We start from the raw sequence: 12530 nt of genomic DNA, 5'->3' as shown, positions 1-12530 counted from the left end.
CTCTAGTCCAGCAGAAGCAACGCGGTCGGCGCGTCGGACGAGGTGGTTGCCAGCTCCTCGAACTCGCCGACGTTGTCGATCTCGGTGCCCATCGAGATGTTGGTGACCCGCTCGAGGATGATCTCCACGACGACGGGAACCTTGTGCTCGTTGGCCAGAGTCCTGGCCCGCACCAGCGTCTCGCCGATGAGGTCGGGATCGGTGACGCGAAGCGCTTTGCAGCCCAATCCTTCTGCCACCCGAACATGGTCGACGCCGTAGCCCTTGGGGATACCGGGCTGCGTGTCCTGTGATTCCTGAGTATTGATGTTGTCGAATCCCAGCTGCACGCAGAAGTCCATGTCGAACGCGCGCTGCGCCTGCCGGATCAGCCCGAGGTACGAGTTGTTCACCACCACGTGCACGTACGGCAGGTTGAACTGCGCGCCGACAGCGAGTTCTTCGATCATGAACTGGAAGTCGTAATCTCCCGACAGTGCAACGACATTCGCCGTGGGGTCGGCTGCCACCGCACCCAGTGCCGCGGGAATGGTCCAGCCGAGCGGGCCGGCCTGCCCGCAGTTGATCCAGTTGCGCGGGGAGTAGACGTGCAGGAACTGACCGCCCGCGATCTGTGAGAGCCCGATGGTGCTGACGTAGCGGGTGTCTCGGTCGAAGACCTTGTTCATCTCCTCGTACACGCGCTGCGGCTTGATCGGCACGTTGTCGAAGTGGGTGCGGCGATGCATCGTGCGCTTGCGGGTCGCACAGTCCTCGACCCAGCCCGAGAGATCACGCACCGTGCCTGCCGCCCGACGTTCTTCGGCAACGGCCACGAACTGCTCGAGGGCGGCCTTGGCGTCGGAGATGATGCCGTAGTCCGGTGCGAAGACGCGTCCGATCTGGGTCGGCTCGATGTCGACGTGGACGAACTTGCGGCCCTTGCGGTACGTGTCCAGTCCGCCGGTATGCCGATTGGCCCAGCGGTTTCCGATGCCGAGCACGAAGTCCGAGGCCAGCAGGGTCGCGTTGCCGTACCGGTGCGCGGTCTGCAGCCCGACCATGCCTGCGGCGAGACGGTGATCGTCCGGGATCGTGCCCCAGCCCATCAGGGTCGGGATGACCGGGACGTCGAGGATCTCGGCGAGCTGGACGAGCAGGTCCGAGGCATCGGCGTTGATGATGCCGCCGCCGGCCACGATCAACGGGCGCTCGGCCGCGAGGAGCATGTCGATGGCCTTCTCGGCCTGTGCGCGCGAGGCGACGGGCTTGTGCACGGGCAGCGATTGGTAGGTGTCGGGATCGAAGTCGATCTCGGCCAGCTGCACGTCGATGGGCAGGTCGATCAACACCGGTCCCGGACGGCCGGATCGCATCAGGTGAAATGCCTGAGCGAACGCACCGGGAACCTGCGCCGGTTCGAGCACGGTCATCGCCATCTTGGTCACCGGTGCGGCGATCGCCGCGATGTCGACGGCCTGGAAGTCCTCCTTGTGCAGCCGCGCAACCGGGGCCTGGCCGGTGATGGCGAGGATCGGAATCGAGTCGGCCATGGCCGAATACAACCCGGTGATCATGTCGGTACCGGCCGGGCCGGAGGTTCCGATGCAGATGCCGATATTGCCCGGTGCCGCTCTGGTGAACCCCTCCGCCATGTGCGAGGCACCCTCGACGTGACGGGCCAGCAGGTGGCGGATCCCACCGTGATCGCGCATCGCCGCGTAGAAGGGATTGATGGCCGCACCGGGGAGACCGAATGCGGTTGTGGCACCTTCGAGTTCGAGTATCTTCACTGCGGCATCGGCCGCGCGCATCCTGGGCATATCAGTTTCCCTTACCGGAGAGCCGAGCGACGCCGCGGTACAGCGCCGAATGATCCAGTCCACCATCACCATTGGCGCGGGCCGAGGCCATCAGCTGCGCCAGCACCGCGCCCATCGGGATCACGACCCCCGCTTCACGCGCAGCCGAGGTGACGATGCCGAGATCCTTGTGGTGCAGGTCGATGCGGAACCCGGGCTCGAACGAGCGGTCCAGCATCTTCTGTGCCTTCTGGTTCAGCACTGCCGAGCCGGCGAGGCCGCCGCCGAGAACCTCGACCGACGCTGCCAGGTCGACGCCGTACGCCTCGAGGAACGCGATCGCCTCGGCGAGCACCTGAATGTTGCCTGCCACGATCAGCTGGTTGGCCGCCTTGACGGTCTGACCGGACCCACTCGGACCCACGTGCACGACGGTCTTGCCGACGACGTCGAGAATCGGCTTGGCCGTGGCGAAGTCGTCCGCGCTGCCACCGACCATGATCGACAGGGTCGCGTTCTCGGCACCGGCCTGGCCTCCGGAGACCGGGGCATCGAGGATCCGGAAGCCGCGCGAGATCGCGTCGGCGGCCAAGGTGGCGGTGACGTCGGGACGGATACTGGAGAAGTCGATGATCAGAGCGTCGCGTCGAGCATTGTCGAACACACCACCCTCACCGACCAGGACGTCCTGCACATCGGGGGAGTCGGGAACCATGATCGCGATGACATCCGCGTCGTGGACGGCCTTGGCGATGGAGTCGGCGGCCGTGCCGCCCGCTTCGACCAGGGGCCCGGTGCGATCGGGAGTCAGGTTGTAGCCGACCACCTGGTGGCCCGCCTTGGCGAGATGAACGGACATGGGGCTGCCCATGATCCCGAGGCCGATGAATGCGATGGTGCTCATATCAATCCCTACTTGGTAGTGGTGCCGGTGGAAAGAGCCAGCTCCAGCCAGTCGAACGTGTCCTGGCGGGTGGCTTTGTATTCGAGTCCGACGTAGCCGTCGTAACCACGTTCGGCGAGGCCGGCGAGCTGTCCGCCGAGGTCGAGCGATCCGGTGCCCGGTTCTCCGCGGCCGGGGGAGTCGGCGATCTGCACGTGCCCGATCAGGTCGTGGTGGGCCTCGAGCGCTGCGGGCACGTCGTCTCCGTTGACGGCGAGGTGGTACAGGTCGGCAAGCAGGCGCAGATTGTGGACGTCCTGTTCACGGGCAACTCGACGGATGGTGGCGACGGCTCCGGCAGCGGACTTCAGCGGGTAGGCGGGTGCGCCGCTGACGGGTTCGACCAGTACGACCGCACCGATTTTCGCTGCGGCCTTCCCGGCTGCGGCCAGGTTCTCGATCGCGACCTCGTCCTGGTCGAGCGGGTCGACTCCGTCGATGCGGTTTCCGTAGAGGGCGTTGAACGCCTTGGTGCCGAGTTGTTCACCGATTCCGACGGTGGCGTCGATGTTGTCGCGAAAGGCCTGCACCTGCGCTGGATCGGACAGAATCCCGCGGTCGCCTGCCGGCATGTCGCCGGCGGCGAAGTTGAGACCGGTCAGCTGTACCCCGGCATCGCGGATCGAGGACACGAACGCAGAGACATCGGCGTCCGACGGCACCGGGCCCCCGAACGGCCACCAGAATTCGACGGCGTCGAAGCCGGCATCTCGGGCGCGCTGCGGTCGATCGAGCAGAGGCACGTCGGTGAAGAGAATGGAACAGTTGACGGTGTAGTGAAGCCTGGAATCAGCGAAGGTGTTCATGCACAGTGCCTTTCAGTTCTGAGGTTGCGGCAGGCCGCGGTACCTGCGCCAGCTGCCGGTGTAGGTGATGTCGGTCAGCTCGTCCGGTTGTGCATCGAGCACCCCGGGGCGGAGGCCGACGCCGAGGACCGAGCGCCCGTCCTCGAGCGCGACCACGGTGAGTTCGAGCTCCGGCGGTTCGTCCGGCAGGAACGCCGTGCGGATGTCGTCGAGCGGAATGTCGTAGAGCTCGCCCTCGATGGCCGCACCTGCGGTGTGGTCGAGCAGCAGCGCCGGGAATTCGTCTCGTACCGAGAAGAAGCGGTAGTTCGGTGTGGTGCGCACTGTCCCGACGAACGGGTGGGACGAGACGTTGTGGTGCAGGCTGCCGCCCCGCATCGCACCACCGTTGCAGAAAAGCTCCGTCATGAAGTCGTTCCTCTCGGGCTCGATCGGATCGGACTCAAAGTCCGTAATGCGGAATATGGATTCCGTTTTGTGATTCGAGTGTGGCGTGCACCACGTGGATCTGTCAAGACCCGCTCACCCGGACTGCCCGACCGAAGCGCCGAATGCCGCAGTGCGGCAACACCGAAAGACTCGACGCAGACAGTCCGAGATCAACCCTTGACAGTGGATGTGATCGGTGTCACGCTCGTTTGGTGGAATCAACATTTCGTATAGCGGAATCAGAGACCGACGCTGCAGTCGTCGAGCTGAACGCGGCCTCCGACGCCGATGCGGCACGCAGGCTGTCACTGTGCCTGGACGTACCCCGCTGGGTCGAGGGGGTTCTGAGCGCCCGCCCGTTCACCGACACCCAGGCCCTGCGTCACGCCATCCGTCGCGCTGCCCGACCATTGACGGCCGAGGAGGTGACGCGAGCTCTCGCCGTGCATCCGCGTATCGGGGAAAGACCCGACGGCCACGACGCAAGTTCGGAGTACGCGAGCGCCGAGCAATCCGGCGTCGACATCTCCGACGCGAGCATCGAACAACGGCTACGAGCGGGAAACGTGGCCTACGAGAACCGATTCGGACAGGTGTTTCTGATCAGGGCCGCAGGCCGGGATGCCCACGCGGTTCTCGACGCTCTGCACGGCAGGCTCGGCAACGACTCCGAGACCGAGGCCGCCGTCGTCGAACACGAGCTTCGCGAGATAGCCGAGATTCGCGCGACAGGAGGCCTCGGCGATGTCTGAGCCGCGGAGCCATGTGACCGCTCATGTGCTCGATGCGGCGAGAGGCGGTCCGGCGCAGGGTCTCTCGATCGTACTGTCCGATGTCCACGGCACCCCCGTCGCCGACGCGGTCACCGACGAGCAAGGACGGGTCGCCGCGCTCGGTCCCAGCGAACTCGAACCGGGCGTCTACCGCCTGACTTTCGCAACCGGCGCGTACTTCGCCGCCCAGCACACCGAGTGCTTCCACCCCGAGGTTCTCGTCACTTTCGAGATCACCGCATCCGACCAGCACTACCACATCCCACTTCTGTTGAGCCCGTTCGCTTTCACCACCTATCGAGGGAGCTAGAACCCATGACCATCGTGCTCGGAGCAAACCAGTACGGCAAAGCCGAATGCAGACTCGTCCGCATCGACCGCGAGACGCCTCGCCACCGCATCACCGACGTCAGCGTCACCTCGCAGCTACGCGGAGATCTCGAGGCCGTCCACACCGAGGGCGACAACGCCCACGTCGTCGCGACCGACACCCAGAAGAACACCGTGTATGCCTTCGCCCGCGACGGCATCGGGGCGATCGAGAACTTCGCTCTGCGCCTCGGCGCGCACTTCACCGACAGCTTCGACTGGATCACCGGCGGCCGCTGGGAGATCGAGCAGTACTCCTGGTCGCGAATCGCCGACGGTGAAGACGGATACGACCACTCGTTCGTCAAGGCCGGCGACGAGAAGCGGAACACGATCGTGACGGTCGATGGCGACAACATCTCCATCGTCTCCGGAATCAGCGATCTCGTGGTCCTCAACTCGACGGCGTCGGAGTTCTGGGGGTACCCGAAGGACCGCTACACGACGCTGAAGGAAACCACCGACCGCATTCTGGCCACCTCGGTCAGCGCCCGCTGGCGGTATCTCACCACCGAGCTCGATTTCGACAAGACCTTCGACGACGTCCGCTCGATCATGCTCGACGCCTTCGCCTCCACTCACTCTCTTGCGTTGCAGCAGAGCCTGTTCCAGATGGGCAAGCAGGTTCTCGAGGCACACCCGGAGATCGGGGAGATCAAGTTCTCGATGCCCAACATCCATCACTTCCTCGTCGACCTCGAGCCGTTCGGACTCGACAACCCCGGTGAGGTCTTCTACGTCGCGGATCGACCCTACGGTCTGATCGAGGCCACGGTGCAGCGCGACGATGCCCCGGACGCAGGCCGCGCCTGGGATACCGTGCCCGGATTCTGCTAGGAGCGAGCCGACATGAAGCTGACGAAACGCACTGCGGCCAAGACCCATGCACCGCACGACCCCGCCCGTCCCGAGGACGAGCGATTGTCGATCGGTAGGTCGTATCTCTACGGATTGCAGCACATCCTGACGATGTACGGCGGCGTCATAGCACCACCTCTGATCGTCGGCGGCGCAGCGGGGTTGACCGGCACCGAGATCGCACTGTTGGTCTCGGCCGCGTTGTTCGTCAGCGGAGCGGCCACCCTGCTGCAGACCTTGGGAGTGCCGTACTTCGGCGCAAAACTCCCTCTGGTGCAGGGTATTTCGTTCGCCTCGGTGTCGACGATGGTGGCCATCGCAAGTGGGCCGGACGGATTGAACTCGGTGTTCGGAGCCATCATCGCCGCCGGTGCCATCGGCATCCTCATCACCCCGTTCTTCAGCAAGATCGTTCGCTTCTTCCCACCGGTGGTGACCGGCACGATCATCACCGTCATCGGTATCTCGCTACTGCCCGTTGCTGTTCGGTGGGCGATGGGCGGTGATCAGCAGGCCACCGACTGGGGCTCGATGCCCAACATCGGTCTCGCGGCGTTCAGCCTCGTGGTGGTTCTGCTCGTCAGCCGACTGGTGCAGGGCACACTGTCCCGGCTGTCGATCCTCATCGGCATCATCGTCGGCACGGTGTTCGCGGTCCTGGTCGGCAAGGCCGACTTCTCCGGTGTCGGTGACGGTGCCATCTTCAGCCTCCCCGAGCCGTTCGCGTTCGGAGCACCGACCTTCCAGATCGCGGCGATCCTGTCGATGGTGGTCGTCATCCTCGTCATCATGACCGAGACCACCGCGGACATCCTGGCCGTCGGCGAGATCGTCGGCACCGACGTCGATGCCCGACGCGTCGGCGACGGGTTGCGTGCGGACATGGTGGCCACCACCATCGCTCCCGTCTTCGGCACATTCCCCGCCAGTGCGTTCGCCCAGAATGTCGGTCTGGTGGCGGTCACCGGAATCAAGAGTCGCTACGTCGTCGCCGCCGGCGGCTCGGTGCTGCTGTTCCTCGGACTCTTTCCCATCCTCGGTCTGGTCGTCGCATCGGTTCCGTTGCCGGTACTCGGCGGCGCGGGCATCGTGCTGTTCGGCTCGGTGGCCGCCAGCGGCATCAGGACGCTGTCCAAGGTGGAGTTCGACGGCAATCTCAACCTCGTCATCGTGGCCGTCGCCATCGGCTTCGGCGTCATCCCCATCGCGGTGCCGGGCTTCTACGCAGCCTTCCCCGACTGGGTCCACGTGGTACTCGACTCGGGCATCAGTGCCGCGAGCATCGTCGCGGTCCTGCTGAACATCGCCTTCAACGTCGTCACGATCGGCCAGAAGGCCTCACCCTCGGTGGTGACCGCGGCTCCACCGGTGGCGACGCGGCATCACCAGTAGTGTTCTACCGAGATCGGTGGAAGCTACGAGCATGCGAGGTGGGACTGTGGCGGCAGGTGGCGGGGTGCAGTCCGTGGAGCGCGCATTCGAGCTGCTCGACATCATGGCCGCCTCGGGCGGATCCATCGGGATCAGCGAACTCGCCGAGGGAACCGATCTGCCGATGCCGACCGTGCATCGACTGATCGGGACCCTCGTCTCGCTCGGCTACGTCAGGCGGCTGCCGTCCCGTCGATACGCATTGGGCACCAAGCTCATTCGGCTCGGTGACAGCGCCTCCAAACTGATCGGCGGATGGGCCAAGCCGTACCTGGCCGAGCTGGTCCGGATCACGCACGAGACGTCGAACATGGCGTTCCTCGAAGACGATATGGCGGTCTACGTCGCGCAGGTGCCGTCCGAACACGCCATGAGAATGTTCAACGAGGTGGGACAGCGGGTGCTGCCGCACTCCACCGGCGTCGGCAAAGCTCTCCTCGCGCAGTTGGACGACGACGCCGTCCGCGCGATCGTCGGCCGCCTCGGTATGGCACCCCGCACCGTCAACACCATCACCACGTTGGACGCGTTACTCGAAGATCTTGCGGTGATCCGCCAACGCGGCTACGCGATCGACGACGGCGAGCAGGAAGTGGGCGTGCGCTGCTTCGCCGTACCGGTGATCGGTGCACCCACGCTGACGGCGATGTCCATCGCCGGACCCACCGCGCGAGTGACGCTCGAATCGGCCGAACAGTTCGTACCCCTGCTGATCTCGGCCGCCGAGCGACTGGCGAAAGATCTCGCGGGCAACAACCCCGCACCCTAATCTTTCAGAATTCTCGCATCGCGAGCGAAGGACTCGACCTGCTCGGTCAGCCACACATGAGCCGGAACCGCGCCGCCGAGCAGTTCACGAGCCAACGAGGGGGAATCCCCGATCGGCACATCGCTGCCCGCGATGATGATGTTGCCGTAGCGCCTGCCCTTGAGCATCGCCGGATCGGCGACGATCGCCAGATGCGGAAAGACACTGCGAAGAGTCGACGCCTCCTGCTTCGCGAGCGAAAGATCGCGTCGATCACCGCAATTGACGACGTACATGCCGCCGGGCGCCAGGACGCGTCGAACATGGGCGGTGAACTCGGCGGTCAGCAGCGGGGCCGGAGTGACCGCCCCGGCGAACACATCTCGCACGATCAGGTCGCGACTGTCCTCGCTCAACGTCTCGGTGACCGCCCTCGCCTCACCGACGCGGATACGGAGCAGCGGTGCTCGCGGGAGGTCGAACCATTCGCGTACCAGCTCCGAGAGCTTGCCGTCGAGTTCCACGACCACCTGACGCGCACCGGGGAATTCGGCGGTGAAGGAACGCGCCAGTGTGCACGCCCCACCCCCGAGGTGCAGCGCTCGTAGCGGGAAGGTCGAATCCCACTGCGCGCGAACCAGTCCGGAGATCCAGCGCATGTACTCGAATTCGAGCACGGTGGGGTCGTTCATGTCGATGTGCGAGCTGGGGACGTCGTTGACGTTGACGACCCAGCCATCGTCGGAGAAGGCGTCGCGGACCAGTTCACAGGTGCCCGAATCGATCTCGAACACTCCGGGTTGCAGCGAGCCGACCGGTGCCGACGCGCGCTTCCTACCCATTCGCAGGCCCCTCGAGCCGAAAGTCCTCGAAATCGAATCCCGGAGTGACGGTGCAGCTGACCAAGCTCGGCTCGTCGCCCACCGGACGCGCCCGCTGCCACACCGAGGGCGGCACGATCTGCTGCGGCGCGTCCGGTGCGACCAGCAGCGAAGTCACGGTTCCCGGCTCGTCCCCTGCGCCGCCGAGGTCGAGCTGCACCGGACTACCGCGGTGATACAGCCACATCTCGGTCCCGCGGACGGTGTGCCACGCCGACTGCTGGCCGGGCATGAGCAGGAACAGGATCGCCGTGCCTGCCGCGCGCGGGCCGGGATAGCCGTCGGGCAGGAACTCCTGCGGGATGGTGACCTCGCTGCGCCAGGTCTCGCGGAACCAACCACCCTCGGGATGGGGTGCGAGGTCCAGGCCGAGAGCCCAGTGAGGCAGCGACGTCATGGACGCAACCCTAATCCGTAGCGATCTGAACCCGGAACTTGTCGCGCCCGGTGTGCAGGCTCCACAGCTGCTCGGCGAGAGCCTCGGGGCTCTTCCTCGGGTCGCTGCCGTCGATGGCACCACCGATGATCAACTGCGACACCTGGATTCCCTCTTCGGCCAGCTCCTCGTTGAGCAGCTGCGCGTAGGCTGCCTGGCCGGCGAACGCGATGGACGTGCCGGTGACGGTGCGACCCGGCTTGACTGCGGAGCCGCCGTTGACGAACAGGATCGTGCCCTTGTTCTCGCCGAGAAACCGCATGCCCGGGAGCACCTGGTGGACGGCGGCGATCGGTCCGTAGATCGAGAACTCGACCGGGCCGACCATGTCGGCCGGGGTGGTCTCGAGCACCGGCCGCATGAAGTCCTTCTGCGGAAGGGGGCTGTACTGCAGCACCTCGATGGGCCCGAGCGTTTCGGTGACCTGCTCGAGCGCTGCGGCGATCGAGGCCGGGTCACGCACGTCGGCGACGAAGCCCTTCGCGGAGATACCGTCGGCGGCGAGCTGATCGGCCAGAGCGTCGACACGGGCCTGGTTTCGGGAGATGAGGCCGACCGAGAAACCCTGCGCGCCGAACTTGCGCGCCACCGCTGCTCCGAGACCTGCACCTGCTCCGACAATTGCTATGGAAGTCATGACCTGTGCAAGGCGAGTCCATCCTCGACTATTCCGACGACCGACTCGAGCAGGGCCCCTGCGCTCTCGTGCAGCGCCGTGACATCGCCGGTCCAGCCGAGCACACGCAGTGCGGCCGCGGCGATACCGGCGGCATCGGCTGTCGGGTCGCTCCGGCCGTTCTCACGATCGGCCCGCGCGTTCACCACGGTCTCCACCAGTCGAAACGGCAGGTCCTCCGTCCCCGGACGGCGCTCGGCGTCGAGTTGATCGAGCGTGTCCGACGCGATCGCCGCATACAGGCCCATGAGCGTGTAGCGATGGTCGCGGAAAGTCTCGAAGCGTTCGCTGCGCAGCTCGGGCAGCAGATAGAGCGCGCCGAGATTCCAGGTGGACGCACCGAGTTGGCCGGAGTCGAAGTAGGCGAGTGCGTACATCTGGGTCGCGGGCTGGGCCTGTGAGTCTCGGATGCGCTGCGCGACGGCCAGCGGTGCGTCGACCGTTCCGCTGAGCAGTGCGTCGAGGATGTCGTCCTTGGTCGCGAAGTGGTGGTAGAGCGAGGCCTGACGCAATCCGACGGCCTCGGCGATGACGCGAGTCGAGGTGTTGGTGAAGCCGCGAGTGGTGAACAGTTCGGCCGCGGCGTCGAGTATCTCCTCGCGAGCGGTGTCGCCGGGCCGCTTCTTCGTACTCAGCCTTGGCCTGCCTGCTCCGGTCATGACTGCATCTTGTCAGGTCGATATGACGGTGAGATTTCTGTCATCTGATCGAAATAGACGAAACGAGCTTGTTGCACGACGGACACGATCCGGGAACGACCGTGCCGAAAACTATCAACTGACAGAAAACCCGCCTCGGCGATGCAGCGGGGTCACTCATCCACCCACCTCGCCCGTAGGAGATCACATGAGCTCGACCACACTGCCCGCGTCGGGTCAGGGGTCCGAATCACCCGCCACCTCGGATCATTCGGACCTGGCCGCCCTGGGCTACGACCAGCAGCTCCATCGCAGCCTCGGCAAGTACGCGTCCTTCGCGGCCGGCTTCTCGTTCGTCTCGATTCTGACCACCATCTTCCAGCTCTTCGGACTCGGCTTCAGCTTCGGCGGCCCCGCCTTCTTCCTCACCTGGCCGCTGGTGTTCCTCGGCCAGTTCATGGTGGCCCTGAACTTCGCCGAACTCGCTGCCCGCTATCCCATCTCGGGCGCGATCTACCACTGGTCGCGGCGCATGGGTGGTGAGCTGGTCGGGTGGTTCGCGGGTTGGTTCATGATCATCGCGCAGATCGTCACCGCCTCGGCCGCCGCCATCGCCCTGCAGGTGGTACTTCCCAGCATCTGGGGCGGATTCCAGCTGATCGGCGAGGACACCGCACTCACCTCACCGAGCGGTGCCGCCAATGCCGTTGTGCTGGGATCGATTCTGCTGGTGCTCACCACCACCATCAACTGCATCGGCGTGAACTGGATGTCGCGGATCAACAGCATCGGCGTCACCTGTGAGATCGTCGGAGTCATCGCCCTGGTCCTGGTGTTCTTCACCCACGCCGAACGCGGACCACAGGTGGTGTTCGATACCGGAAGTGCCGGAGCCGATCCCGGCTACATCGGCGCCTGGATCGTCTCGGGCCTGATGGCCGCCTATGTCATGGTCGGCTTCGGCTCGGCAGGCGAACTGGCCGAGGAGACCCGCAATCCCCGACGCGTTGCGCCCCGCACCATCCGCCTTGCACTGTCCGCCTCGGCCCTGGGCGGTGGCCTGATGATCGTCGGCGCCCTGATGGCCGCACCGAGCCTGACCGACGGTCAGCTTGCGACACAGGGGCTTCCGTACGTCATCGACTCGATCCTCACCTCACCGTGGGGCAAGGTCCTGCTGATCGACGTCGCCATCGCCGTGTTCATCTGCACCCTCGCCATCCAGACCGCGGCATCACGGCTGATGTTCTCCATGGCCCGAGACGGACGACTGCCCGCATCGGCAGCGCTGGCGAAGGTCAACTCGCGCACCGGAACCCCCATCGCACCGTCGGTTCTGATCGGCGTGGCCTGCGTGGCGATCCTGGCCGTCAACGTCGGCAACTCCGCGATCTTCACCACGCTGTCCAGCGTCTGCATCGTGTTGATCTACCTCGCCTACATGATGGTGACCGTCCCGTTGCTGATCCAGCGGCTCAAGGGATGGCCGCACGGCGGAGTGCAGAAGGACAGCGACGGCGAGAAGCTCTTCACCCTCGGCCGCCTCGGCCTGCCCGTCAACATCGCAGCGGTCCTGTACGGCGGACTGATGGTGATCAACCTGTCGTGGCCCCGCGCCGAGATCTTCGACCCCACCGGCGAATTACCCATCCTGCGATGGGCCGCACCACTGACCGTCCTCGCCGTGATCGTCGTGGGCATCGCCTGCCTGCCCCGCGGCAAGGCCCACCCCAAGCCCGTCACGATCGGAGCCTGAATCAC

14 protein-coding genes are annotated in these 12530 nt (G+C 65.5%); 6 read left to right on the top strand and 8 right to left on the bottom strand.

Going from position 1 to position 12530, the window contains the following annotated elements:
- Nucleotides 1-2 precede the first annotated feature (2 nt).
- The 4 genes from gcl to CH273_RS16870 are packed head-to-tail and all read right to left on the bottom strand — an operon-like array spanning nucleotide 3 to nucleotide 3938.
- Complete coding sequence (gcl, locus tag CH273_RS16885; protein WP_032396853.1) at nucleotides 3-1802, bottom strand: glyoxylate carboligase; 1800 nt, start codon at nucleotides 1800-1802, stop codon at nucleotides 3-5.
- 1 nt (nucleotide 1803) lies between these two features.
- Entirely contained in the window at nucleotides 1804-2685 is an 882-nt protein-coding gene (locus tag CH273_RS16880; RefSeq protein ID WP_032396854.1) for a 2-hydroxy-3-oxopropionate reductase, read from the bottom strand.
- A gap of 8 nt (nucleotides 2686-2693) precedes the next feature.
- Nucleotides 2694-3530, bottom strand: a complete 837-nt coding sequence (locus CH273_RS16875; RefSeq protein WP_045197584.1) for a hydroxypyruvate isomerase family protein — start codon at nucleotides 3528-3530, stop codon at nucleotides 2694-2696.
- A gap of 12 nt (nucleotides 3531-3542) precedes the next feature.
- Nucleotides 3543-3938: an allophanate hydrolase-related protein gene (locus tag CH273_RS16870; protein ID WP_032396855.1), complete on the bottom strand. Its 396-nt coding sequence runs from the start codon at nucleotides 3936-3938 to the stop codon at nucleotides 3543-3545.
- Between the two features lie 233 nt (nucleotides 3939-4171).
- Between CH273_RS16870 and uraD the strand changes: the two genes are divergently transcribed.
- The 5 genes from uraD to CH273_RS16845 are packed head-to-tail and all read left to right on the top strand — an operon-like array spanning nucleotide 4172 to nucleotide 8159.
- The gene (gene uraD / locus CH273_RS16865) at nucleotides 4172-4711 is read left to right on the top strand and encodes a 2-oxo-4-hydroxy-4-carboxy-5-ureidoimidazoline decarboxylase (RefSeq protein ID WP_218829579.1); all 540 of its coding nucleotides are present in this window, start codon (nucleotides 4172-4174) and stop codon (nucleotides 4709-4711) included.
- Nucleotides 4704-5042, top strand: a complete 339-nt coding sequence (gene uraH, locus CH273_RS16860; protein ID WP_032396856.1) for a hydroxyisourate hydrolase — start codon at nucleotides 4704-4706, stop codon at nucleotides 5040-5042. The genes uraD and uraH overlap by 8 nt, the downstream gene beginning before the upstream one ends.
- Before the next feature lie 5 nt (nucleotides 5043-5047).
- Nucleotides 5048-5938, top strand: a complete 891-nt coding sequence (gene pucL, locus CH273_RS16855) for a factor-independent urate hydroxylase (protein ID WP_032396857.1) — start codon at nucleotides 5048-5050, stop codon at nucleotides 5936-5938.
- Nucleotides 5939-5950: 12 nt separating this feature from the next.
- Nucleotides 5951-7351 (top strand): nucleobase:cation symporter-2 family protein, encoded by a 1401-nt coding sequence (locus CH273_RS16850; RefSeq protein WP_082322591.1) that lies wholly within the window; start codon nucleotides 5951-5953, stop codon nucleotides 7349-7351.
- Nucleotides 7352-7382: 31 nt separating this feature from the next.
- The gene (locus CH273_RS16845; RefSeq protein ID WP_045197588.1) at nucleotides 7383-8159 is read left to right on the top strand and encodes an IclR family transcriptional regulator; all 777 of its coding nucleotides are present in this window, start codon (nucleotides 7383-7385) and stop codon (nucleotides 8157-8159) included.
- On the opposite strand, the gene CH273_RS16840 is transcribed toward CH273_RS16845, so the two are convergent.
- The 4 genes from CH273_RS16840 to CH273_RS16825 are packed head-to-tail and all read right to left on the bottom strand — an operon-like array spanning nucleotide 8156 to nucleotide 10790.
- Nucleotides 8156-8980 (bottom strand): spermidine synthase, encoded by an 825-nt coding sequence (locus CH273_RS16840; RefSeq protein WP_032396859.1) that lies wholly within the window; start codon nucleotides 8978-8980, stop codon nucleotides 8156-8158. The two genes, CH273_RS16845 and CH273_RS16840, sit on opposite strands and share 4 nt — an antisense overlap.
- Nucleotides 8973-9416, bottom strand: coding sequence for a cupin domain-containing protein (locus CH273_RS16835; RefSeq protein ID WP_032396860.1), 444 nt, complete (start codon nucleotides 9414-9416; stop codon nucleotides 8973-8975). Before CH273_RS16835 ends, CH273_RS16840 begins: the two co-directional genes overlap by 8 nt.
- Nucleotides 9417-9426: 10 nt before the next feature.
- The gene (locus CH273_RS16830; protein ID WP_032396861.1) at nucleotides 9427-10092 is read right to left on the bottom strand and encodes an SDR family NAD(P)-dependent oxidoreductase; all 666 of its coding nucleotides are present in this window, start codon (nucleotides 10090-10092) and stop codon (nucleotides 9427-9429) included.
- The gene (locus tag CH273_RS16825; RefSeq protein WP_032396862.1) at nucleotides 10089-10790 is read right to left on the bottom strand and encodes a TetR/AcrR family transcriptional regulator; all 702 of its coding nucleotides are present in this window, start codon (nucleotides 10788-10790) and stop codon (nucleotides 10089-10091) included. The genes CH273_RS16830 and CH273_RS16825 overlap by 4 nt, the downstream gene beginning before the upstream one ends.
- Before the next feature lie 187 nt (nucleotides 10791-10977).
- Here CH273_RS16825 and CH273_RS16820 point away from each other — a divergent pair, with 187 nt between their 5' ends.
- Nucleotides 10978-12525 (top strand): amino acid permease, encoded by a 1548-nt coding sequence (locus tag CH273_RS16820; protein WP_032396863.1) that lies wholly within the window; start codon nucleotides 10978-10980, stop codon nucleotides 12523-12525.
- Nucleotides 12526-12530 lie beyond the last annotated feature (5 nt).

Source organism: Rhodococcus sp. 05-339-2 (assembly GCF_002258965.1).
GTDB lineage: Bacteria > Actinomycetota > Actinomycetes > Mycobacteriales > Mycobacteriaceae > Rhodococcoides.
Note: the sequence above shows the minus strand (reverse complement) of the source record. Positions and strands in the feature narration are given on the sequence as shown.

Bases quoted from the DNA above. Each gene is read 5' to 3' on its own strand.
- gcl (WP_032396853.1), bottom strand. From the start codon at position 1,802: ATGCCCAGGATGCGCGCGGCCGATGCCGCAGTGAAGATACTCGAACTC.
- CH273_RS16880 (WP_032396854.1), bottom strand. From the start codon at position 2,685: ATGAGCACCATCGCATTCATCGGCCTCGGGATCATGGGCAGCCCCATG.
- CH273_RS16875 (WP_045197584.1), bottom strand. From the start codon at position 3,530: ATGAACACCTTCGCTGATTCCAGGCTTCACTACACCGTCAACTGTTCC.
- CH273_RS16870 (WP_032396855.1), bottom strand. From the start codon at position 3,938: ATGACGGAGCTTTTCTGCAACGGTGGTGCGATGCGGGGCGGCAGCCTG.
- uraH (WP_032396856.1), top strand. From the start codon at position 4,704: ATGTCTGAGCCGCGGAGCCATGTGACCGCTCATGTGCTCGATGCGGCG.
- pucL (WP_032396857.1), top strand. From the start codon at position 5,048: ATGACCATCGTGCTCGGAGCAAACCAGTACGGCAAAGCCGAATGCAGA.
- CH273_RS16850 (WP_082322591.1), top strand. From the start codon at position 5,951: ATGAAGCTGACGAAACGCACTGCGGCCAAGACCCATGCACCGCACGAC.
- CH273_RS16845 (WP_045197588.1), top strand. From the start codon at position 7,383: ATGCGAGGTGGGACTGTGGCGGCAGGTGGCGGGGTGCAGTCCGTGGAG.
- CH273_RS16840 (WP_032396859.1), bottom strand. From the start codon at position 8,980: ATGGGTAGGAAGCGCGCGTCGGCACCGGTCGGCTCGCTGCAACCCGGA.
- CH273_RS16835 (WP_032396860.1), bottom strand. From the start codon at position 9,416: ATGACGTCGCTGCCTCACTGGGCTCTCGGCCTGGACCTCGCACCCCAT.
- CH273_RS16830 (WP_032396861.1), bottom strand. From the start codon at position 10,092: ATGACTTCCATAGCAATTGTCGGAGCAGGTGCAGGTCTCGGAGCAGCG.
- CH273_RS16825 (WP_032396862.1), bottom strand. From the start codon at position 10,790: ATGACCGGAGCAGGCAGGCCAAGGCTGAGTACGAAGAAGCGGCCCGGC.
- CH273_RS16820 (WP_032396863.1), top strand. From the start codon at position 10,978: ATGAGCTCGACCACACTGCCCGCGTCGGGTCAGGGGTCCGAATCACCC.